We start from the raw sequence: 22,503 nt of genomic DNA, 5'->3' as shown, positions 1-22,503 counted from the left end.
ATTGATTCATATTAAGTTAATCAATGACTACACGGAATGTTGCCAATGTTGAGAGTTAAGCGTTTATGCCACCCGAACCTTGCCTTATTATTCTGTACTGTTTTACTTAGTGCTTGCTCTGTCCATTCAAAAAATAGCCAACACGCTTCTGATTTACCACAGTTTAATCAAGCACTGATCCATTCCACTTCTACTGAAAATGTCCCTGAGATTGCTAGTCTGACGTATTTGTCTGAAGCACAGCGACAAGAATTAGCTGCATTTATTGCCAAAGATAATATTAAAGCACTGCCCAATCGCTTAAAAGTGTCTGAGTTCATTAAGCATAAAATGACTAATTTTAATTATGAAGGCAAAAATTATACCAGTACTGAGTCATGGAAGAATCAATCTGGTAATTGTATGGCATTGGCATTATTGACCTATTCAGTTGCAAAAGAATTGAATGTATATCCGGTGTTTCAAGTGGTTCATGCTGCGCCAATATTGACCAATATTACTTCAGATATTCTTGTCACCTCAGACCATGTGCGCACGTTTTTGTATGACGAGAAACCAAGTGGGCATTTTTTTAGTGGCGGCACTGCAACTGTGATTGATTATTTTCCGGATCGTTTTGATCGCACTGGTGCCATCGTCTCAGAATCTGAATTTTTAGCGATGTTTTATCGTAATTTAGCGGCCGATGCCATGCTAGCAAAACAGTATGAATTTGCTTTTATATTACTTGAGCGAGGGTTAATGCTAGCGCCAGATTATGATGCTTTGATCAATATGATGGCCATTACTCATCGGCGCTTAGGCGACGAACAGACAGCTGAAAAACTCTACCTGCATGCCCTTGATATTAATCCGAATTCCTTGGCAGTATTAAGTAATTATCGCCTATTACTGGAATTACAAAACAGAGTTGTAGCAGCAAAAAAGATCGACCAATACTTGTTGTCGCTTGAGTCGAGTAACCCATATAGCTACTACAGTTTGGGTATTGAGGCATTGGAGTTCAAAGATTATCAAACCACAGTCACTTTCCTAGAAAAGTTTATCGATAACGCGCCTTATTTCCATCCGGCTTATTTTGCGCTAGCCAGAGCTCAATTGGGCCTAGGCAATACAGAAAAGGCTCAGAAAATATTAAAAAAAGCGATAGAACTGACTGATATGCCAGACAGTAAAAAGCATTATTTAGCAAAATTAGATATGTTAAACAATGTATCTGATTAGCTTTTTGACGCTTCATACCACAGTTGCTTACAAGCATGACAACCTTTGACATTAACATAAAAAAACCAAGACAGATGTCTTGGTTTTTTGGTGTTTAAATCAGTGAAACTAATTTATAACAGCTTAAATAGCTTGGCCATTTACGGTTAACTTTACATCAATATTGCCACGTACTGCGTTTGAGTATGGGCAAACTTGGTGCGCTGTTTTAACTAACTGTTCAGCTTCTGCTTGGTCTAAATCAAGTTCAACGGCTAGTGCCACTGTCAATGCAAAGCCACCATTATCATTGGCGCCAATACCGACCGTCGCTGTGGTTGGAGCTGCCTTGATAGCCACTTTAGTTTGGCCAGCGACATGCAAAATTGCGTTAGAAAAACACGCTGCATAACCTGAAGCAAATAACTGTTCTGGGTTAGTAAACTCACCACTACCACCCATTTCTTTTGGGTAGCTTAATTGTAAATCGACTTTTTTGTCGTCGGTAGAAACTTGGCCATTACGACCTGCAAGAGCTGTAGCTGAAGTTGTGTATAACGCTTTCATAATAGACCTCATAAAGTAGTTAAAGATATTGTTGTATCAATTCTGTTGATTGCCCTGGCTGATATCTAAATTGTGTAGATATCTCATCATTAACTGATTAATGATATTAGGTTGCGTGCAATCTAATTGTGTTCACTATAGGCCTAGTTTTTTACTTTTGCAACTACATTGTGTGCAATTTAATTTTCTATTATGTCTGCATATCATGATTTGATTAGCATAAAGAGTATTTTCATCGCGGTATCAATTTGATTAGCTTGTCATTCTTCTGTCACCTTTATGTCATCATTTGCTTTCACAATAGCATCTCATTAGACCTCTTAGGCAATGCTAAGCATCGCCATATAACAGCTAACGATAAAAAGGATAGGCTATGAAACGGTTTGTAAATCGTCGAGATTTTCTGGCAATGTCAGCCAAAGGCGTAGGCGCGGTAGTCGTGTCGTATGGATTAATGGGCTGCGGTAGTGATGATGACGATGCAGTATCGGCTCAGTTTTTACAAGGTGTTGCCAGTGGCGATCCCGCCACCGATGCGGTGATTTTATGGACCCGTGTTACGCCTGATGTTGACGCCGAGGTTACCGTTTCATGGGAGGTTGCCACCGACAGTAAGTTTACTCAGTTAGTCACTAACGGCCAAATGACAACGACTAAAGATCGTGATTATACCGTTAAAGTTGACGCGGTCGGACTTGAAGCGGGACAGCAGTATTTTTATCGTTTTAAAGCTGGCGATACAGTGTCAGAAATTGGCCAAACGCGCACCTTACCAGAGGGCAGTGTTGCATCGGTAAAGCTAGCGGTAATGTCATGTGCTAACTTCCCCGCGGGTTACTTTAATGTATACGAAATGGCGGCGCAGCAAGATGATTTAGACGCTGTGGTGCATTTAGGTGATTATTTATATGAATACGCTCGTGGTGAATATGCTAGTGAGCATGCCGTTGAGCTAGGTCGTGAAGTTCTGCCTGCCGGTGAGTTATTTCTACTAGAAGATTATCGCACCCGTTACAGCCAATATCGTAGTGACGCCAGTTTACAAAAACTGCATGCTAAAGTGCCATTTATCACAGTGTGGGACGACCATGAAGTCGCTAACGATACTTGGAAAGACGGCGCCGAAAATCATAACGATGGCGAAGGTGATTTTGATCTGCGCAAACAAGCCGCACTGCAAGCGTACTTTGAATGGCTGCCTATTCGACCATGGAGTGAAGGTAACCATGAGGAAATTTACAGAAGTTTCAATTTCGGTAATTTGGTTGATTTGCACATGCTCGATACTCGGGTATTGGCTCGTGATAAGCAATTAGAATATAGCCAATACATTGATGCCACGACAGGGGCATTTAACAGTGCCACATTTTTAACTGATGTGACGGATACTAACCGTACTTTGCTAGGCCAAACACAGCTTTTGTGGTTACAGCAAACCTTATTGCAGTCTACTGCTAAGTGGCAAGTACTTGGTCAGCAAGTGTTAATGGCTAAGATGTTAATGCCAGCCGCTATTGCAACCCAACAAATGAGTATTCCGCAGTTTGCTGAGTTAGCTGGAATCGCGCAATTAGCCGGTCGCGCTCAAGCAAGTGACCCAACATTAACTGCAGAAGAATTAGCGTATTTGCAAGCGAACCAAGCTAGGTTAACTCCAGAGGTTATGGCCCTGCTTCAATTACCTGCTATTCCATATAATTTAGATGCTTGGGATGGTTATGCTTACGAGCGTGAAGTGATTTTAGCAACCGCGAAATCGTTAAATCACAACTTGGTGGTTATTGCTGGTGATACCCACAATGCATGGGCGAGTGAATTAACTGACAGTGGCGGGGATGTCGTAGGAATAGAATTTGCCACCAGTTCGGTATCTTCTCCTGGGCTTGAGTATTATTTGGGATTGTCAGATGCTGAAATGCCGTCAACAGAAGCCGCCATTGTGAGTTTGATTGCCGATCTTAAATATGCCAATTTAAAAGACCGCGGTTATTTATTGCTGAGCTTTACGCAAGATGAAGTGCGCAGTGATTGGCAGTATGTAGATACTATTTTAGATAAAACCTTTGCTCGTTTAGAAGCGCGTGGCTTCAGCGCCACCAGCACAGCAGGTAATCCTAAAGTGACTGCGGTGTAATAATGCTTGGATAATGGCCGTAATTCAGGTCGTGGCCATTTACGCCTATTTACTCACTGATAAGCGCTCATTTATATAAGAGATAACATTCAGCCACCCTTAGGTGGCTGAATGCATTATCCATAAAGTAGATAACGAAAATTAATTTATCGTCAAGGCGACGATTTTTAATGGATGATTGTCATCAAAGGCGGGGAAGTCAGGGTGACAGTGAAGCCACTGGCTGCTAGTGACTGTGCGGCCTTGTTTTTCAACACAACGCACTAAGCTGTCGTACCATGCTTGGCGATCCACTTTAGCGACATTATTACAGCAAACTATAGTGCCACCGGCTTTAGTTGTCAGCACTGCTGGCTTAAATAGGCCTTGGTAATCATTGACCAGATCGACTATACCAAAAGCACTCTTGGCAAAACGCGGGGGATCTAAAAACACTAAATCAAATTGAGTCGCGCGCAGTTTTGGGTATTTTGGCAGTTTTTGATTACGACGTCCGCCGATAGGTAAACCGGCTAATTGACGCAGTGCCGGAAACGCATCACTTTGGACAAACTCACACACATCAGTGACATTATTTAACTCGGCATTTTTTTGCCCAGCAGCCAATGCAAACGATGAGAAGTCGACATTCATGACGCGTCGCGCGCCGCCCATTGCCGCAGCAATACCAATGCCACACGTATATGAAAACAGATTTAATACGGTTTTATCTTGGCTATTGTTGCGAACAAATTCGCGGCCAATGCGCATGTCTAAAAACAGTAGTGGGTCTTGACCTTCATGACGTAATTTAGAGGTAAAGGCTATACCATTTTCATGGATAACTTGGGGTGATTGTGAGTAATCTTGGGCTTCATTTTCGCTATGGTTAGCAATGCGAGAATGGCTGCCTGAGCGATCGTTATATACGATATGGAAATCAGCATGGGCGCTAAGGATGCTTGATATGTCTTCAAGTTGTTGCGCCGTTAGCGTTTGGTGAAAGGTTTGGATTAACCATGCATCGCCGTAGCGGTCGATGTTTAAGCCATTTTCACCTTCAACAGTGCCATGAAAAACGCGATAACAATCGGTCTTATCGTGGGACGCTTGCTCAAAAAAAGCACTTCGTTTGGCTAGCGCATCGGCTAAAACAGCTTGAATAGACATGGGGGCTCGTTAAATGGTGTGGCAATTGGCGCGGATTATAGCAAACATTCCCATTTAGTGAACTTACGGCAGAGACTATTCCTCAGGCAGGTATACCTTAAAGGTTTTGTCGGCAATGATTTTGCCATTGAGGGTTAATGTCATGCGCCAGTTACCAAGTTTGTTGTTAACCGGCGCCCAGATGCAATCACCCAGATAAAAGCGCCAATCATTTTCCTTGATAAACACTTCACCCTCAAACGGTGGGCGAATGTTACCGTCATCGTCAGGAATGTCAGGATGATAAATACAGTAAGTTAGTATCTGGTTTTTGGCTTTTTTGATGCGAGTGATAAAGCCAAATTCAGTATCGATAAGGCCGGGCACATGGACCGTTGCCTGTAATAAGCGCGGTAGCTCGTCACTACTATTGTCCCACTGGCTAAAAATCCCACTGTAAATAATACTGACATCCGCTTTTAATTTACTCAAGCGCTACCCTTGTTAACTCTAGTGTTGATCATTTAAGTGTTTAATTGCCGCTTGTAACGCGAATTCATAACCTTGTGCGCCTAAGCCACAAATAACGCCCTGGGCTTTGTCAGAAAAGTACGAATGGTGTCTAAATGGCTCACGGGCATGTACGTTGGATAAATGCACTTCAATAAATGGAATAGCTACGCCAAGTATCGCATCGCGCAGAGCAACACTGGTGTGAGTAAAAGCAGCAGGATTGATAATAATAAATTGTGCATCAGTTGCATGAATCGCATCAATAAGCTGGTACTCAGCATTGGACTGAATATGTTCAAGTTGAACGCCAGCTAGGGCCGCATTTTTGCTTAACTCGTCAACAATAGTTGTCAGGGTCTGGTGACCGTAATGCCCTGGTTCGCGACGGCCAAGTAGATTTAAATTAGGACCGTTGATCAATAAAATTTTTAGGGTTTGGCTCATAATGGTTCCTGTAAACATCGCAAAGTAAGTCGATTTAATCTGCAGCACAAAAGCGGTTAACAAGCATTCTTACCGAAGACGGTTATTAGGTAAACCAAAAAATGCTCAACTCGCGCATAAGGTTAAACGATTGAGCGATGGAAGAGACACTTTTTATTAATAGTCAGATTTATTTTGGCGCATTGCCTTAGTGGCACCGCGTTGTTTCTTTGTTTCAATACGTCGTTTTTGACTGCCTTTTGTTGCCCTGGTAGGGATACGAGCTTTTTGCACAATACCCACGCTTTTTACCAGTTCAATAAACTGTTCTAATGCCGTTTGACGGTTAAAATCTTGGCTGCGTGATTGCTGGCACTTTATAATGATCTTACCGCTTTTAGTTATGCGATGGTCGGCTTTTTCGAGCAGTTTTTGTTGATAAAACTCAGGTAAAGACGATGAGGCAATATCAAAGGTGAGTTGAGCGGCGGTAGAGACTTTATTAATGTGCTGGCCACCCGCACCGCTTGAGCGGACAAATTGCCATTCAATTTCGTTGTCTTGCAATATGACTCGTTGAGTAATTTGTATCATTCGGGTGTGGTCGTCCCCTTAAATTGATTATCGATAAACCTATTCTTATACTTAATATTTCAAAAGTACGAGGGTTTATTTTATGTGGTATTTGCCTATTCTACCGTAATTGGACAAACTTTTCAGTGTTGTCATTGGACCACCTCTAGTCTGATCAGTTGGCTCGGAGCAACTAAAATTCTGATTGGCCTCTGAGTTATTACATATTTAATGAAATGAATAGAATAGTTTTGCTATTATTAGCGCCATTGTGGCTTTACACGATTACATCACCGTATAAAGTCTGTTCTATGGCCTGATTACAAGGCTGGAGTTGCCGTTATGTTGTGTCAAATTCCCGATATTTCCAAGGGTGTGATTAGTTTATTTGTTAGTGGCCGTTTATCGGCACAAGATTATCGTACCCGTTTACAACCTGCCATTAAGAGTTACCGTAAAGATTGGAATCAAGTGTGTCTGTATATTGAAGCGGATGTATTACTCGAAGGCTGGGAATTTGGTTCATTAACCGGCAGTGGTGAAGTGCAGTTACCTGAGTTTGATGCGCTAGTGTTTGTCGGTGGCCCTGATTGGGTGGGTAATTCGGTGAGGTTGATGGGGCCATTTATGCAAGGCGAAGTAGCATGGTTCCCATTAGAGCGTAAGCAAGATGCTGTCTCTTGGATTGCCAAACGTTCTGCGTGCTAGAAGCCGTGTGGTAGCAGCCTTGATATTGCTAACGATTATTTATGGCGAAAATGACTCATCATAAGCGTTAGCTAGTAGCAAATTATCAGCAACTGTTGCAAAATTCATCTTTAAAGGTCAGTAGGCCTTAGTATTAATCGATTACTCTAAAACAGGATTACTTATGTCATTATCAAAGCTTTTTGCCGTATCAAGTGCGTTATTGTTAACGCTTAGTTTAACGGCATGCGCCCCTGAAGTGGGTAGTGAAGCATGGTGTAAGCAAATGAAAGAAAAACAAAGTGGTGATTGGACTGCTAATGAAGCTGCCGATTATGCCAAGCACTGTGTATTCAAATAATATTGTTTAGGAGTGGGTGGTTGAGTTATCGCGTTTTGCCTTTTATGGCTAGTATAGCCAAATTACTGATTGCCATTGTGCTACTACAATTTGTGGGCGCCAACATGGGTGCGCATCAATTGCATGCGGGCAACAGTAACGAAGAGCAAAATAACCACCCACATCTGCAATTTACCACCGAAGTGATTACCCTTGCTGAATGTGTCGACTGTGCCTGTGCGCTCGACGCCTTAGGTATTCATTCCGTTAATGATGATCATCAGCATGCTGCCAGTAGTACCGATATTGAGCGCGTTGATGTGTGCTTAGATTGCCAGTGTCATGGCGGTCATGTGGCACTTGCTATGCTTAACGATAATATCACCCATGAGCATTTTCATGATGCTTATGCCAATGTTAGCCTGCACTACTTAGCTCCAGAATCTTTTCCGACTTATCGTCCTCCGATAGCTTAATCCTGTTAAACAGCTTTTTATTGTTTAGTTCTGCACCTTGATCTGCTCACATTGCGTAAATGAGTGCTACTTTTTTGCATTTTATTTTAACGTTATCTGAAGCTTATTAAGGCTGGTGGCTAAACCGATTATCGTTGATTCCCCCTGGGGTTGTCGACGGTCTAGATTGTTTTTAGGATTAACCATGAAAACCAAATTAGTAGCGCTTTTATCTTTATTGGCAGGATTAAATGCCAAATTTACCGTACCTCATCTCAAGAGTCGTGTCGTTATCATTGCTCATTCAACAGCATGGATAAATAGCCTGAGGGGGCTATTGCTCTGTTCTGGGTTATTGACATCATTATTGTTATTGTCGAGCTTGCCTGTTCAGGCAAGCAATGAATCTACAGCAACTGACCACCAAGAGTTATTGTTAAGCTTAAATGCTGAGCAAAGACAGTTAGCCGGAATTGAAGTGTCTGAATTGAGCCTACAAGCGTTTAATTTACAGGCGGTCGCGACCGCGCAATTAATCGTCGATAAAGACAAAACCATTACCATAGCCCCGCAATTAGACATGCAGATCCTCAAGCGTCATGTAGTGCCCGGAGAGCAGGTCACCCAGGGGCAGCCGTTGTTAACCATAGGTGGCGCTGACATTGCTGCTGCCCAAGCAGATTACATTAATGCCGCCACTGAATGGGATCGGATCAAGCGCATGACCCCAGGCACCATCAGTGCCAGTCAGCGGATGCAAATCGAAGTGAATGCCGAGTTAAAGCGAGCTATTTTACAAGCCATCATGATGACACCCGCGCAAATTAAAGCCTTAGCTAAATCACCGAGTTCGATTGGCCAGTTCCAGTTATTAGCACCTATCAATGGGCGAGTTCAACAAGATGTCGCGACGTTAGGCCAGGTACTCGATGCGGGTACGCCTTTAATGCAACTCACCGATGAGTCGTATTTATGGGTGCAGGCCGAGCTTACGCCTCTACAAGCGGATCAAGTGGATATGGGCCGCAATGTGTTAGTGCGTGTCGGTGATCGTACTCGTGACGGCATTATTATTGGTCGTTCCCATGAAATTAGTGCGCAAACCCGTACCGAGCAAGTGTTGGTGAGAATGGCAAATCCAGGCCATGAATTACATGCAGGAGAGTTTGCCGAATTGTACCTAGCGGAAGATAAGCAGGTTAAATCGGTTGGCTTTATTGTGCCTGATGCTGCGTTAACTCGCAGTGGTGATGGCGACTGGCAAGTGTTTATTGAGCAGGAGGGGAAGTTCAGTGCAGTCGAGGTGACTGTGGTTGAGCGTCAACGCGGGTTGAGTTTTATTCGCGGTTTAACACCGAAAACTCGGGTGGTGATTTCTGGGGCTTTTTTCTTAGCATCTGAGCAAGCCAAAGCTGGTTTTGACATCCACAATCACTAAGCGCTGGGACATCATCATGTTATATAAATTAATTGAGATTGCCGTTGAAAAGCGGTTATTGGTTTTACTTAGCTTGCTCGCAGCGGTTGTGGCTTCAATATTCATGCTGCCAAAACTAAATTTAGATGCATTTCCAGATGTGACTAATGTGCAAGTGACCATTAACACAGAAGCTGAAGGTTTGGCTGCCGAAGAAGTTGAAAAACTGATTAGTTATCCGGTCGAGTCGGCTATGTATGCCTTACCCGCGGTGACTGAAGTGCGTTCATTATCGCGCACTGGTTTGTCGTTGGTGACCGTAGTGTTTGCCGAGGGAACCGATATTTACTTTGCCCGTCAGCAAGTGTTTGAACAACTACAAGCTGCCAAAGAGTCGATTCCTGCGGGTGTCGGTACTCCCGAAATAGGCCCAAACACCTCGGGTTTAGGGCAAATTTATCAATACATTTTACGGGCTGAACCTGAAACCCATATCAGCGCATCTGAGCTGCGTAGCTTAAATGATTACTTAGTTAAGCTGATATTAATGCCAGTAAGCGGTGTGACCGAAGTATTGTCATTTGGCGGCGAGGTGCTGCAATACCAAGTGCAAGTTGACCCTAATAAACTGCGCAGTTATGGCTTGTCGCTGACCCAAGTTAGCCAAGCATTGGAAAGTAATAATCGTAACGCAGGCGGTTGGTTTATGGACCAAGGCCAAGAGCAATTAGTGGTCCGTGGTTATGGTTTATTGCCCGCAGGCGATGCTGGCTTACAAGCCATTGCCGACATTCCGTTAACCGAAATCAATGGCACGCCTATTCGAGTGGCCGACATTGCTAACGTGGCATTTGGTAGTGAAATAAGAGTCGGCGCAGTGACTATGTCGCGTAGGCAAGCTGCTGATAATAACTCGTCATCCGATGTACAAGCACTGGGTGAAGTTGTTGCTGGCGTCGTGCTTAAACGCATGGGGGCCAATACCAAAGCCACCATTGATGACATCAATTCACGTATTAGTTTGATTGAGCAATCCTTACCAAAAGGAGTGTCATTTGAGGTGTTTTATGACCAAGCCGATTTGGTCGAGCAAGCGGTAACCACAGTCGTTGAAGCGTTATTGATGGCCTTTGGGTTTATCGTGATTATTCTGGCGTTGTTTTTGGTCAACATCCGCGCCACCTTGTTGGTATTGCTGTCGATCCCAGTGTCGATCGGGATCGCGTTATTGATCATGTCTTATTATGGTATGTCGGCTAACTTAATGTCCTTGGGTGGTCTGGCGGTCGCAATAGGTATGCTCGTTGATGGCTCGGTGGTGATGGTTGAGAACATCTTTAAGCATGTTAGCGCTGAAACGGGCGCCAACCCAAATGCTGCTGTGCATCTTGATGGTGATCATCATGCTACTCGTAAAAGTGGCTCTGATGCCCAAACCCAAAGTATGGCGATTAGGGTCATGCTGGCGGCCAAAGAAGTGTGCAGCCCTATCTTCTTTGCGACAGCGATTATCATCGTGGTGTTTATGCCGTTATTTGCCCTTGAAGGTGTAGAAGGTAAGTTATTTCAGCCGATGGCGATTAGCATTATTTTAGCCATGATGGCGGCATTGGTGGTGGCATTATTTGCAGTACCCGCATTAGCGGTATTCTTGTTCAAACGCGGTGTTGTGGTGCGTCAAAGTAAAGTGCTGGCACCCATTGATGCGGTTTATCGCCGTATTTTGACACTGGTATTATCAAGCCCTAAATCGGTGATGTTAGCCGCTGTAGTGTTGTTTATCTCAAGCATGTTGTTATTGCCAAAGTTAGGCACTGAATTTGTGCCAGAACTCGAAGAAGGCACCATTAACTTACGCGTCACACTGGCACCGACAGCAAGCTTGGCCACTTCTATTAACGTCGCGCCTAAAATTGAAGCCATGCTGCTGGAGTTTCCAGAGGTGGAATATGCCTTAAGTCGCATTGGCGCACCAGAGCTTGGCGGCGACCCCGAACCTGTGAGTAATATTGAAATCTATATTGGTCTTAAGCCGATAGAACAATGGACATCGGCAAGTAACCGCTTTGAGCTTCAGCGCTTAATGGAGCAAAGATTAGCGATATTCCCGGGATTATTGCTGACCTTCTCACAACCCATTGCGACTCGAGTGGATGAGCTATTATCAGGGGTTAAAGCGCAGTTAGCGATTAAGATATTTGGCCCAGATTTGAGCATATTATCGGAAAAAGGTCAGGTACTAACAGACTTAGTCGCAGCCATTCCTGGGGCGGTTGATGTATCGTTAGAACAAGTCAGCGGTGAAGCTCAGTTAGTGGTTCGGCCTAAACGTGAAGTACTGGCACGTTATGGGATCAGCGTTGATGAAGTGATGAGTTTAGTCACTCAAGGTATTGGTGGTGCCAGCGCTGGTCAGGTGATTGACGGTAACGCCCGTTATGACATTAACCTGCGATTAGCCGCGCAATATCGTAATGCGCCTGATGCAATTGAAGATTTGCTCCTCAGTGGCGCCAATGGTGCGATTGTTCGCTTGGGCGATCTCGCTGATGTGGTGATTGAAATGGCGCCGCCGAATATTCGTCGTGACGATGTACAGCGCCGCGTGGTGGTGCAAGCCAACGTGTCGGGGCGTGATATGGGCTCGGTGGTCAATGATATTTATGCCATAGTGCCGCAAGCTGAATTACCTGCTGGCTATACTGTGGTGGTGGGCGGCCAATATGAAAACCAGCAACGAGCGCAACAAAAGCTAATGTTAGTGGTGCCCATTTCTATCGCACTGATTGGCCTATTGCTGTATTTCTCGTTTGGTTCAGTCAAACAAGTGGCCTTGATTATGGCTAATGTGCCATTGGCATTAATCGGCGGCGTAGTGGCTTTATATGCTACTGGCACCTATTTATCTGTGCCCAGCTCCATTGGCTTTATCACCTTGTTTGGTGTTGCGGTGTTAAATGGTGTGGTGCTGGTGGACTCAATTAACCAGCGCAGACAATCATCAACTGAAAGCCTATACGACAGTGTTTATCAAGGTACAGTAGGGCGTTTACGTCCGGTGTTAATGACGGCACTCACCTCTGTATTAGGGCTGATCCCTATTTTGTTATCGTCTGGCGTGGGCAGTGAAATTCAACAGCCGTTAGCTGTCGTGATCATCGGCGGTTTGTTTAGCTCAACCGCCTTGACGTTATTAGTGTTGCCTACGGTTTATCAATGGTTGTATCGCGATAAACTATCATTGTCATAAAGCCTATTCGCTAAATAATACTTCAATCTTAAGCCTAATCATCTGATTAGGCTTTTTCATTTTTATGAGTAAATCATGTAAAAAACTGCTTGCTTATTTAAGATTACAGTTGTAATTTAAATAAATAGATTACGTCTGTAATCCTTTTTTGTCCTCACAAGTTTTAACAACAAATGAGCGGTATAGCATGAAAGAGATCAGCAATAGTGAATTAGTGGTGTTGCAGCAGCTTTGGCAACAGTCGCCATTAACCTCGAGCGAAGTGGTTGATGCCTTAGCACAAAGCCATGACATGCATGAGAAAACGGTGAAAACCTTGCTTAATCGTTTAGTTAAAAAACAAGCCGTCAGTTTTGAAAAACAGGGGCGGGTTTACCATTATTCACCGTTAATCGCTGAGCAGGACTATACCGTTAAAGAGTCGCTTTCTTTTGTGGATCGCATGTTTGCCGGCAAGTTAACCCCACTGGTTGCCGGATTTGCGCAGAAAAACAAACTGTCGGCAGAAGATGTCGCCGACCTGCAAACTTTACTCGATGATTGGCAAAAGGAACAAAAGTGATGATCAATTGGTTTATGGAACAAACCCTTTCACTGAGTATGGTGTGTTTGGCAATACTGCTATTACATCGGTTTTTATTGTCTAAGCTTGGCGCGCACTATACCTATTTTATGTGGATATCAGTGCCGCTATTTGTTTTTGCCGATTTACTGCAAATGATATTACCACAGCACTTTAGCTGGTTTGGCAGCGGTAATAGCGTCTCAGTCATCGAGCAATATTATGTGTTGGCTAACGATACTGTTGCCTTGTCGGCAGGTTTACTTGATCAACGCTATTTGCCTTATCTCTACGCCGCAGTGGTTGCCTTATTAGTGATTAATATCGTAATGGAATACGCCAATCTGCAACGGTTAATTAATGATGCAAAACCGCTAGAGGTAAGCTCTAGCAAGCTTAAGGTGCTGGTTCATTCTCAGATTGAATCACCTATGTTAGCGGGATTTTTCACCCCCAGTATTTTAGTCCCTCATAGCTTTATGCAACTCGATGATAGCCAGCAGCAAGCCATTATTCAGCACGAGATGTATCACTATCAACGTGGTGATTTGTGGATGAATATATTGGCTTATGGCTTAACCGTGTTTTTTTGGTTCAATCCCTTGATGTGGCTCAGCTACCGCCGATTTAGACAAGATCAAGAATTGTCATGTGATGCGCAAGTGACCGCCGACATGAAAACCCAAGCTAAAATTGCCTATAGCAAAACACTATTGGCCTATTCACAGCATGCACCTTTGAGCATGCTACACACCCCTTATGGGGACAAAACTATCTTAAAAGAGAGGATCTTACAGATGAAAAAGCAACATGGAAAAAGCACGCTAGCATTGGTTGGAATGACCTTGGTTATTGGTATGAGTGCCTTTATGTTTAATCAGCAGGCATTGGCAGGTGACAATCTTAAGGCTAAAACCAACACTGATGCTATGGCAATGCCAGTAATCAGAATTGAGCCTAGCTATCCCATAGATGCCGCTAAAGAAGGGCTCAACGGCTATGTGCAAATGATATTTGATATTAGCCCAGCAGGAAAAGTGAGTAATGTTAGGGTAATGAAGTCAGCGCCAAAACAAATGTTCGACGCATCGGCAGTTGAGGCGCTTGAACAGTGGCAGTATCAAACTTCAGCAGATGGTTTTAAAGACGTACAAGTACAGTTAGATTATGTGATCCATCAGCCTGAAAAATCAGTGGAGAGAATCACAGTAAATTAGGGTTTAGTTATATCGCCAATATTGAAAATGATTCAATGCCTCATTGCTATGGGGCATTGAATCATTTTTAAACCTGAGGCGGTTTGGGCTTTAATTTGAGTCCCAGTTTATTGGCAAGTGGTTCGATGGCTGCGCCTTGAACAATGACCGATATCAGCACAATAAAAAACACCATGTGGATCATTTCTCGCGAACCTTCAACACCTGCCGCAGCGGGGATCAGCGCAAATACAATTGGCGTAGCGCCTTTTAGACCTATCATAGAGACAAACAAACGCTTGCGCCAAGTTGCTTGCCTAAAGGGCAGATAACACAATTGCACCGCTAATGGCCGTGCCACCAGAATAAGCAAGATAGCAGGCAGTAAAGACACCATAAACACAGGTAATAACTGCTGCGGGAATATTTGTAAGCCCAAAATAATAAACATTAATGATTGCGCTAACCAAGAAATCCCATTAAAAAAATGCTTACTGACTTCAGCACCTTTCTTTAAATAGTTACCAATAATCACTCCGGTAATGTAAACCGCAATCAGTTCGTTACCGCCTAATATTTCGGTACCAGATACTGTGATGGCAAAAGTCGCCAAAATAAATACAGGAATAAGTCCAAATTCAGGTAGTTTGATACGATTCAATGTCCAAACGGTTATTTTACCCATCAATAGGCCAATAATTGCCCCAACACCAATTTGTTGTCCTAGGTTTAATAGTATCGATATTGTTGTCGGAGCGCCGTTAGTACTATTGATAATGTAGTCGGTTAGCATGATAACCATCAGCAAGGCGACCGGGTCATTAGTGGCCGATTCGAATTCTAAAATAGTGCCGGTGCCGTGTTTTAATTTAAGTTTTTTGGATTCTAAAATAGAAAATACGGCTGCAGCATCAGTCGATGACACTACCGCCGCAAATAACATGCAAGTAATGAGGTTAAAGTCGAGTAAGGCATTCAGGATAAAGCCAAAAATGATTGTCGTGAAGATGACGCCGGCAGTGGACAGCATGCCGCCTTCTTTCCAAGAAAATTGAATATTTTTCATTGGTGTATTCAGCCCGCCCACAAATACTATGGTGTTTAATGCGAGAGTGCCAATCAACGAGGTCAGTTGCAGATCATCGTATACAAAACCAAATTCCCCATTACCAAAGGCAAGTCCTACACCCATGAAAATTAAGAGTGAGGGTAGGCCTAATGTCTTAGAAGGGTGATGGAGCAAAATGCCAATAGCAATAAGAATAGAGATCCCTAAAATAATGATATCAGATGGCATATAGGCACTCCTTGGCTAATTTAAACGTTACTAAATGGCTATTTTAACATTAAATTAGCCCAAACTTGCTTTATGAGTATTTATTAATAGTTATTAATATTAATTTATAACTCATCAGTGATTTGCACCAACGAGCATGCGTTCAGGTATCAGAATTTATAAATAACGGCTATGAGCCACTTTACTTTAGCTTTCATCATAATTGATAGATCTTTTTTCCTGCTCAACAATATTGGTTTGCCACATTTTCATTACATTATTTGGTGCTAATATCTGCATATAGAAGTGCATTGTGGAGACATCATGGCGATATTAATTAGTGTTTGGGGCGTTATCATCAGTTGTGTTGGGCTGTTTATGTTGCTTAAGCCACAAGGTTTTGCTGATGCTATTGTTCTATTTAGTCGCCAAAGGTATTTTCATGCTGTCGAAATCATTTCTCGGTTAATGATTGGCGCAGCATTGTTACTCGATGCGGATAATACTTCATTCCCGCTAGTGTTTGAGGTGATAGCTAACTTGCTGTTTATCATTGCAGTTTTTCTAGTTTTTATGACTGAAAAATATCATAAGATGTTTGCTTTATGGGCCGGTACACATTGTATTAGTTGGTTCAGACCTGCTGGTGTTAGTGCGCTGATATTTGGCTTATGGGCAGTATATGTCAGCATCAATTAACCAGTATTATTTGTTATGCAAACAGTTGTTAAGTTATTTTTTTGTCTTTTTTGTTAATTTTTTTCGCAAGTAAAATCCCTTCTAAGCCGCAGTACCATTGAACTTGAATATTTCTGAAATGTTAATGAAATGTAAGCGTAATATTTAAGCAGTCTCTTTGTCATTTTTGCAGGTTAGTTTGTCATCCAGCCAACTTACTCACATGCTTACATCCGTCTCCGGAGATGATAATGGAACTGAAAAATCTTTTTAAACTGACTGCACTTTCTACTGCTCTTGCTGCAACATTAGGGCTCGCTGGTTGTGGTGGCGATATTAATATCAATACAGGTAGTGATGTTGTTACCCCTACCACACCAACAACGCCAACTACTCCAACTCAGACAGCTCAAGAAAAATCATACAGTGGCTTTGCAACTAAAAGCACCACAATGACTGCTGTTGATGGAAAAGAAGTTTGGGTATTAAAAGGAACATTAGCGCCTTCAACCGCCGCATCAACCGTGACTACTGGTGGCCAAGATGGCGACAAAATTGTACTAGGTAATGATGTTGTTTGGCAGCTAGATGGTGCTGTCATCGCCGGTGGCGATAACGCTAATTCAGTTGAGTTATCTATTTTGCCCGGCACTAAAATACTCGGTGGTAGCGATTCTTATTTAGTGATCAGCCGTGGTTCAAAAATCATTGCCGACGGTACAGCAACTGCGCCAATCGTATTTACTTCAGTTGAAACCGCTTTAGGGCAAGAGGGTAAAGCGGGTCAGTGGGGTGGCTTAGTGTTACTTGGTAATGCACCGGTAAACACATGTCCTGATTTAACCAATTGTTCAGCGTCTTTTGAAGTGGGTAACCATAGCTACGGCGGCAACGATACTGAAGATAATTCTGGCTCAATCAAGTATGTACGCGTTGAGTTTGGTGGTTTCAAAATTAACGACACACAAGAAATGAACGGCATCAGTTTTGCTGCTGTAGGTGCGGGTACTGAAGTTGATCACGTACAAGTGCACATGAATAACGATGATGGTTTTGAATTTTGGGGCGGCAATGTTTCCGTTACCAATATCGTACTAACAGAAAACTTTGATGACTCGTTAGATTGGACTAACGGTTGGCAAGGTAGCGCACAACACGTTTATATTCGTCAAGCTGATAACGGTTCTAACCGTGGTATTGAAGCCGACAGTAACAGCGATGCAAGCGCATTACCTATGTCGAAACCAACACTCGCCAACTTCACTATCCAAGTCGCTAACGGCACTAACAGTGGCGGTGACGATGCAGAAGGCATTTTGTTCCGTAAAGGCACAGGTGTTAATGCTTATAACATGCTCGTTAAAGGTGATGTTGATTCGGGCGAATGTTTAGAAGTTAACGATGACGACACAGTAAACAATGCCAATACTGCAGAATTAATTATGCAGAACAGTTTAATTGACTGTGTTGAGCCGTTTAAAAATGCTAAGGCAGATGCAGCAGAAGGCCGTACATTGGCATTAGATGTTGAAGCATGGTTTAACGACCAAGACGGTAACTTAGTTGCTGCAGCAGATTTAACTGACTATATGCCTAATTCATCATCGGTAGCCTTAACCGGTGGTAAAGCTGACTTAAGCAACCTTGATTCTCGCTTAGTGAATGCCCAGTATATTGGTGCATTTGACGGCACAAATGATTGGACGACTGGTTGGACTACAGCAATCCATGATGATGCGACGCCAACACCAACTGAGCTGCCGGTGTTAACTTCTTGTCCTGTTGGCACCACAGCTTCAGCTGCGACAGCGGGTTTATATAAAGATGCATCAGTGACGCTTATTTGTACCCTAGAAGGGAATGTTCTGAGTAACACGACCTTACTTGCTGGTCAGAACGTGATGTACAAAATTGATGGCGGCGCTGTTCTTGTCGGGGCAGATAAAACCACATCGGCAACATTAGCAATTCAAGCGGGTGTTAAATTATTCGCGACATCTAACAGCTATATTGCCATTAGCCGTGGTTCTAAAATTATGGCTCAAGGTAGTGCTACTCACCCAATCGAAATGACGTCTGAAGAAGATGTTATTGCCGGTGCCACTGGTGAGCGCGGACAATGGGGTGGATTAGTTATCTTAGGTAACGGTTTAACAAATACCTGCCCAGATAAAACGGCTTGTGATGCATCGTTTGAAGTAGGTGACTTCCCATATGGTGGTAACGACAACGCAGATAACAGCGGACAAATCAGTTACGTAGTAGTTAAGTATGCTGGCTTTAAAGTCAATGATACTCAAGAAATGAACGGTATCTCATTTGCGGCAGTGGGCAGCGGAACTCAAGTAGACCATATTCAAATTCACGCTAACGGCGACGATGGCGTTGAGTTTTGGGGCGGTGCTGTAAACTTGAAATATGTCTACTTAACAGCCAACTTCGATGACAGCTTAGACTGGACCAATGGTTGGACGGGTAAAGCACAGTTTGTCTACATCACTCATGAAGACGGCAATGCAAACCGCGGTATTGAAGCTGATAGCAGCAGTGCTGGCGCAGCAGCGACCCCTGTTTCTGCCCCTAAGTTAGCTAACTTCACTATTCTACCCGGTACAGATACTGCAAACGCTAGCGGTGACAACGGCGAAGGTATCTTACTTCGAGTGGGTACTGCTGGTGAGTTATACAACGTACTTGTGCAAGGCCGCAAAGGTAGTACTGCTGACACTGAGTCTGGTGAGTGTTTAGAGCTAGATGGTTCAGTATCAAGCTTGGTTGATAACGTGAATAACAACACCTTAGTGATGTCTCATTCAATTATCGATTGTAATGAGCCATTCAAGACTTCAGGTACTACCGCGATTAATACTGAAACCTGGTTCTTGGGTCAACAAGGTAACTCTGCAACGGCAGTGACTATCACTGACGGCATGCCAGCAGCAACCGATACAACACTACTTGGTAAAGGTAAAGATTTAAGTACAGATGATAGCTTCTTCGAATCAACCAACTTTATTGGTGCATTCGATGGCCAGAATGACTGGCGTCAAGGTTGGGCTTACTTTCCACAGTAATCACCTTTGATGAACTAAATCTGTGACCTATTAATAGCCGCTCGCAAGGGCGGCTATCTCTGAACCGCATACAGGATAGTATAAGTATGAAAACCAAGCCGAGTTTTACCGTTAATAAGTTAAGCCTTGCCATTATCTCTGTGATTTCTGCGGCAACGTTATTAACCACAACCCCCGTATACTCGCAAGAACCCGCGCCTGTTCGTGATCCTGGTGAAGTGATTCCGATTGAACCCATTGAAGTGATTTCAGTGACAGGGCGTTTACGCAGCTCAGCATCAGAAGCAACCGAAGAGCGTCGTGAACAAATTGCTGTAGCCGATATTATGGGCTCAGAACAAATTTCAAGAACCGGTGACGGTGATGCAGCAGCAGCGCTTCGTCGTGTGACAGGTTTGACCTTAAAAGATGGTAAATTTATCTATGTTCGTGGTCTGGGTGAACGTTATTCAAGTACTTCGCTTAACGGCGCGACTGTACCCTCACCGGATCCAACCCGTAACGTAGTGCCACTGGATATGTTCCCTGCATCGATCATTGAATCGTTATCGGTGCAAAAGTCAGCGTCAGCCAATGCGCCAGCAGCATTTGGTGGCGGACATGTGGATATTCGTACTAAATCTATCCCTGCAGACTTCTTTTTTAAAGCTTCTGTGGGCGGTCGTTATAACACTAATGACTCGAATGACAGCTACACCTATAACGGTGGTGGCGATGATTGGACTGGCCAAGACGATGGCACCCGCGGTATGCCAAGCAACATTAATAATACTATTGATCAATACGGTGGCATCAGCCCGATTGATATCGTCAGTGGCTCAAATGGAGCGATTAATTATCCTGCGGCGCAACAAATTAACCGTGAGTTAGCGTTAGATATGTATCGCGACATGACGCTACAAAGTCAAAGTACTGATCCTGCCGTGCGCGGTGATATTGCCATTGGTGATCGTTGGGACATTAGCGACGACATCATTTTTGGTGCTTTGTCTGCGGTGTCGTACAAGAAACAAGCTGAAAATTACACTAAACGTGAAGTTGAACTTGATGGCGACAGCAGCCAAGTGCAAGTTGAAAACCAAAAAGATATTGTTGGCACCGATTCGATAGTGCAAGTGTCTGGCATGTTGAACTTAGGTTTAGAAATTGGCTACAACCATAAAATAGAAACCTTCACCACTTATCTTCAAGATACCTCAGATGACGTATCAACGGGTATTGAAGAAACTATCGATACCTTAGGCGAGCCTAATGCACTGCAAGTTTATGCTATTGATTACGAAGAACGTTCATTAATCAGTAATCAAATAAAAGGTCATCATTTCATTGAATATTTGAATGACGCTGAATTTAATTGGAAGTTTTCTGATGCACGTTCTGAGCGTTATGCACCAAATGAAGTGTCGTATACCTATAACGTGATTTTAGATGCAAACAACCAGTTGCTCTCTCGCAATCTTAACACTCAAGATGCACCTAAGTATGTCTACAGTCGCTTAGAAGATAACACTCAAAACTACGCCTGGGACTTTACTTACCCAATCAATTTAGATGCCACAGTGATTAAACTGACAACGGGTTATGAATATTTTGAACGCACCCGAGAAAGCTATGCTACCCGCTTAGGTTTTGATGTTGATTTAAGCCCAACAGATGTTAACGGTGGTATTTTATCCGGCGACTTTAATGATATTTTCTCTGATAAAAATATCAACGACAACACTCTAGGGCTAGAGTTGAAAGACGCGTCAACCGATACTGAAGACTACATTGCCGCCGAGAAAAACGATGCTGCGTTTGTCAGCATGGACATCGACTTTGACGATGTATGGCGAGTCTATGCTGGTCTTCGCTACGAAGACTTCCGCCGTGTCACTTTGCCTATTGACCCAAATGGACAGATTTCAGATGAAGGTGGCCGTTACGATTTGGCTGATTACGCCATCGCTGAAGATGGTTGGTTCCCGTCGTTATCATTAACCTGGAAACAAACCGACACCACTCAGTGGCGTTTAGGCGCAAGTAAAACCATAGTGCGTCCAGATCTCCGTGAAGTATCGCCAGTGCGGTTCCAAGATCCGGTTACCGATTTTGATTTCTTCGGTAATCCAGAACTTAAGAGCTCCGACATTCTAAACTTCGACTTACGTTGGGAATATTACTCAGATTCGGGTAACAATTTCAGTATGGGCGCGTTCTACAAGGATGTAGACGCACCGATTGAACCTATTCAACGTATTTCAGAAGCCGGCCGTCAGCTGAAGTTTTATAACGCCGAGTCGGGTTATGTGTATGGTCTTGAAACCGAGTTTTTACAAGAATTGGCGTTTTTGGGCAGCGAAGGCAGTATTTGGGAAGACTTCTTTGTGGCGGGGAACTTAACCCTTGGCGACTCAGAAATCAATATCGCTGCTAATGGCGAAATTGACCCAACCAACCAAACGCGTCGTATGACTGGGCATTCACAATGGGTAGCTAACTTACAATTAAGTTACGACTCATCAGACAGTTATCACAGTGCTACATTGGTATATAACGTGTTTGGCGAACGCATTGCCTACGGCGGACGTGGTGGTTTAGATGATGTATTAGAAAAGCCATTTCACAGCCTAGATTTTACCTATAGTTTCTTCCCGACAACCAGCACTACTGTGAAGTTAAAAGCGAAGAATATCTTAGGTGAAACCACGGAATACCAACAGCAAGATATTGAAGTTTATGCCAAAGATCCTGGCACTGAATTTACCTTGCAGTTTAGTTATCAATACTAATACGCGTTAGTTTTAAGACTTAGAAGAGTACTGGTTTTTAGTGATTTTTACTCATCATTTCAATCGCTAAAAATGTGCACGGCCACTTTCTTCGGAACAAAGAAAGTGGCCTTTTTAGGTTATATCGCAGCGAAACTCATATAAGTTCAGCTTATCCTCATGATGAATAGATTAACCCCAGTTTAGACATTGACACTTTTTCATTCCAAATTGGGTAGAATACAGATTCGCTCATGATTGAACTCTCGATGGAACC

18 protein-coding genes are annotated in these 22,503 nt (G+C 43.3%); 12 read left to right on the top strand and 6 right to left on the bottom strand.

The genetic code is table 11. The annotated features are described in order from the left end of the window. Nucleotides 1-45: 45 nt before the first annotated feature. Nucleotides 46-1,224, top strand: coding sequence for a tetratricopeptide repeat protein (locus H5123_RS01580; protein WP_182696791.1), 1,179 nt, complete (start codon nt 46-48; stop codon nt 1,222-1,224). 123 nt (nt 1,225-1,347) lie between these two features. On the opposite strand, the gene H5123_RS01575 is transcribed toward H5123_RS01580, so the two are convergent. Continuing rightward, nucleotides 1,348-1,770: an organic hydroperoxide resistance protein gene (locus H5123_RS01575; RefSeq protein ID WP_182696790.1), complete on the bottom strand. Its 423-nt coding sequence runs from the start codon at nt 1,768-1,770 to the stop codon at nt 1,348-1,350. 373 nt (nt 1,771-2,143) lie between these two features. Between H5123_RS01575 and H5123_RS01570 the strand changes: the two genes are divergently transcribed. Continuing rightward, nucleotides 2,144-3,904 (top strand): alkaline phosphatase, encoded by a 1,761-nt coding sequence (locus tag H5123_RS01570; protein ID WP_182696789.1) that lies wholly within the window; start codon nt 2,144-2,146, stop codon nt 3,902-3,904. Nucleotides 3,905-4,045: 141 nt separating this feature from the next. Here H5123_RS01570 and H5123_RS01565 read toward each other — a convergent pair whose 3' ends face one another. The 4 genes from H5123_RS01565 to arfB all read right to left on the bottom strand — a co-directional run bounded on the left by H5123_RS01565 (nt 4,046) and on the right by arfB (nt 6,562). Then, complete coding sequence (locus H5123_RS01565; RefSeq protein ID WP_182696788.1) at nt 4,046-5,053, bottom strand: class I SAM-dependent rRNA methyltransferase; 1,008 nt, start codon at nt 5,051-5,053, stop codon at nt 4,046-4,048. 75 nt (nt 5,054-5,128) lie between these two features. Further along, nucleotides 5,129-5,524, bottom strand: coding sequence for a DUF3859 domain-containing protein (locus tag H5123_RS01560; RefSeq protein ID WP_182696787.1), 396 nt, complete (start codon nt 5,522-5,524; stop codon nt 5,129-5,131). Between the two features lie 18 nt (nt 5,525-5,542). Then, nucleotides 5,543-5,989: a type II 3-dehydroquinate dehydratase gene (aroQ, locus tag H5123_RS01555; protein WP_182696786.1), complete on the bottom strand. Its 447-nt coding sequence runs from the start codon at nt 5,987-5,989 to the stop codon at nt 5,543-5,545. A gap of 156 nt (nt 5,990-6,145) precedes the next feature. Beyond that, complete coding sequence (arfB, locus tag H5123_RS01550) at nt 6,146-6,562, bottom strand: alternative ribosome rescue aminoacyl-tRNA hydrolase ArfB (RefSeq protein WP_124015178.1); 417 nt, start codon at nt 6,560-6,562, stop codon at nt 6,146-6,148. A 321-nt stretch (nt 6,563-6,883) separates the two neighbouring features. Here arfB and H5123_RS01545 point away from each other — a divergent pair, with 321 nt between their 5' ends. From H5123_RS01545 to H5123_RS01515, 7 genes are all read left to right on the top strand, one after another. Beyond that, a complete protein-coding gene (locus H5123_RS01545) occupies nt 6,884-7,249 on the top strand; it encodes an STAS/SEC14 domain-containing protein (RefSeq protein WP_124015177.1) in 366 nt (121 codons plus the stop codon). Between the two features lie 163 nt (nt 7,250-7,412). Beyond that, the gene (locus tag H5123_RS01540) at nt 7,413-7,589 is read left to right on the top strand and encodes a DUF3012 domain-containing protein (RefSeq protein WP_082707351.1); all 177 of its coding nucleotides are present in this window, start codon (nt 7,413-7,415) and stop codon (nt 7,587-7,589) included. Between the two features lie 44 nt (nt 7,590-7,633). Beyond that, entirely contained in the window at nt 7,634-8,044 is a 411-nt protein-coding gene (locus tag H5123_RS01535) for a hypothetical protein (protein ID WP_182696907.1), read from the top strand. A gap of 184 nt (nt 8,045-8,228) precedes the next feature. Further along, nucleotides 8,229-9,461, top strand: a complete 1,233-nt coding sequence (locus tag H5123_RS01530) for an efflux RND transporter periplasmic adaptor subunit (RefSeq protein WP_182696785.1) — start codon at nt 8,229-8,231, stop codon at nt 9,459-9,461. 16 nt (nt 9,462-9,477) lie between these two features. Continuing rightward, nucleotides 9,478-12,690, top strand: a complete 3,213-nt coding sequence (locus tag H5123_RS01525) for an efflux RND transporter permease subunit (RefSeq protein ID WP_182696784.1) — start codon at nt 9,478-9,480, stop codon at nt 12,688-12,690. Between the two features lie 187 nt (nt 12,691-12,877). Continuing rightward, nucleotides 12,878-13,252: a BlaI/MecI/CopY family transcriptional regulator gene (locus H5123_RS01520; protein WP_124015175.1), complete on the top strand. Its 375-nt coding sequence runs from the start codon at nt 12,878-12,880 to the stop codon at nt 13,250-13,252. Next, nucleotides 13,252-14,469 (top strand): M56 family metallopeptidase, encoded by a 1,218-nt coding sequence (locus H5123_RS01515; RefSeq protein ID WP_182696783.1) that lies wholly within the window; start codon nt 13,252-13,254, stop codon nt 14,467-14,469. Before H5123_RS01520 ends, H5123_RS01515 begins: the two co-directional genes overlap by 1 nt. 67 nt (nt 14,470-14,536) lie before the next feature. Here H5123_RS01515 and H5123_RS01510 read toward each other — a convergent pair whose 3' ends face one another. Next, nucleotides 14,537-15,745, bottom strand: a complete 1,209-nt coding sequence (locus tag H5123_RS01510; RefSeq protein WP_124015173.1) for a potassium/proton antiporter — start codon at nt 15,743-15,745, stop codon at nt 14,537-14,539. Between the two features lie 303 nt (nt 15,746-16,048). Between H5123_RS01510 and H5123_RS01505 the strand changes: the two genes are divergently transcribed. The 3 genes from H5123_RS01505 (at nt 16,049) to H5123_RS01495 (ending at nt 22,247) form a co-directional block, all read left to right on the top strand. Next, nucleotides 16,049-16,423 (top strand): hypothetical protein, encoded by a 375-nt coding sequence (locus tag H5123_RS01505; protein WP_124015172.1) that lies wholly within the window; start codon nt 16,049-16,051, stop codon nt 16,421-16,423. 230 nt (nt 16,424-16,653) lie between these two features. Beyond that, nucleotides 16,654-19,476 carry a hypothetical protein gene (locus H5123_RS01500; RefSeq protein WP_182696782.1) on the top strand — a complete coding sequence of 941 codons (2,823 nt, stop codon included), beginning with the start codon at nt 16,654-16,656 and terminating at the stop codon, nt 19,474-19,476. An 86-nt stretch (nt 19,477-19,562) separates the two neighbouring features. Then, nucleotides 19,563-22,247, top strand: coding sequence for a TonB-dependent receptor domain-containing protein (locus tag H5123_RS01495; RefSeq protein WP_124015170.1), 2,685 nt, complete (start codon nt 19,563-19,565; stop codon nt 22,245-22,247). The last annotated feature ends 256 nt before the right edge of the window (nt 22,248-22,503 follow it).

It is taken from the genome of Shewanella sp. SR43-4 (assembly GCF_014163845.1).
In the GTDB taxonomy this organism is placed as follows: domain Bacteria; phylum Pseudomonadota; class Gammaproteobacteria; order Enterobacterales; family Shewanellaceae; genus Shewanella; species Shewanella vesiculosa.
The sequence above is the reverse complement of the archived record's forward strand: the minus strand, read 5'-3'. Positions and strand labels throughout refer to the sequence as shown.

What these genes read in the sequence shown, in the direction of transcription:
- H5123_RS01580 (WP_182696791.1), top strand. Translation starts at nt 46, where the DNA reads ATGTTGAGAGTTAAGCGTTTATGCCACCCGAACCTTGCCTTATTATTC.
- H5123_RS01575 (WP_182696790.1), bottom strand. Translation starts at nt 1,770, where the DNA reads ATGAAAGCGTTATACACAACTTCAGCTACAGCTCTTGCAGGTCGTAAT.
- H5123_RS01570 (WP_182696789.1), top strand. Translation starts at nt 2,144, where the DNA reads ATGAAACGGTTTGTAAATCGTCGAGATTTTCTGGCAATGTCAGCCAAA.
- H5123_RS01565 (WP_182696788.1), bottom strand. Translation starts at nt 5,053, where the DNA reads ATGTCTATTCAAGCTGTTTTAGCCGATGCGCTAGCCAAACGAAGTGCT.
- aroQ (WP_182696786.1), bottom strand. Translation starts at nt 5,989, where the DNA reads ATGAGCCAAACCCTAAAAATTTTATTGATCAACGGTCCTAATTTAAAT.
- arfB (WP_124015178.1), bottom strand. Translation starts at nt 6,562, where the DNA reads ATGATACAAATTACTCAACGAGTCATATTGCAAGACAACGAAATTGAA.
- H5123_RS01545 (WP_124015177.1), top strand. Translation starts at nt 6,884, where the DNA reads ATGTTGTGTCAAATTCCCGATATTTCCAAGGGTGTGATTAGTTTATTT.
- H5123_RS01540 (WP_082707351.1), top strand. Translation starts at nt 7,413, where the DNA reads ATGTCATTATCAAAGCTTTTTGCCGTATCAAGTGCGTTATTGTTAACG.
- H5123_RS01535 (WP_182696907.1), top strand. Translation starts at nt 7,634, where the DNA reads ATGGCTAGTATAGCCAAATTACTGATTGCCATTGTGCTACTACAATTT.
- H5123_RS01530 (WP_182696785.1), top strand. Translation starts at nt 8,229, where the DNA reads ATGAAAACCAAATTAGTAGCGCTTTTATCTTTATTGGCAGGATTAAAT.
- H5123_RS01525 (WP_182696784.1), top strand. Translation starts at nt 9,478, where the DNA reads ATGTTATATAAATTAATTGAGATTGCCGTTGAAAAGCGGTTATTGGTT.
- H5123_RS01520 (WP_124015175.1), top strand. Translation starts at nt 12,878, where the DNA reads ATGAAAGAGATCAGCAATAGTGAATTAGTGGTGTTGCAGCAGCTTTGG.
- H5123_RS01515 (WP_182696783.1), top strand. Translation starts at nt 13,252, where the DNA reads ATGATCAATTGGTTTATGGAACAAACCCTTTCACTGAGTATGGTGTGT.
- H5123_RS01510 (WP_124015173.1), bottom strand. Translation starts at nt 15,745, where the DNA reads ATGCCATCTGATATCATTATTTTAGGGATCTCTATTCTTATTGCTATT.
- H5123_RS01505 (WP_124015172.1), top strand. Translation starts at nt 16,049, where the DNA reads ATGGCGATATTAATTAGTGTTTGGGGCGTTATCATCAGTTGTGTTGGG.
- H5123_RS01500 (WP_182696782.1), top strand. Translation starts at nt 16,654, where the DNA reads ATGGAACTGAAAAATCTTTTTAAACTGACTGCACTTTCTACTGCTCTT.
- H5123_RS01495 (WP_124015170.1), top strand. Translation starts at nt 19,563, where the DNA reads ATGAAAACCAAGCCGAGTTTTACCGTTAATAAGTTAAGCCTTGCCATT.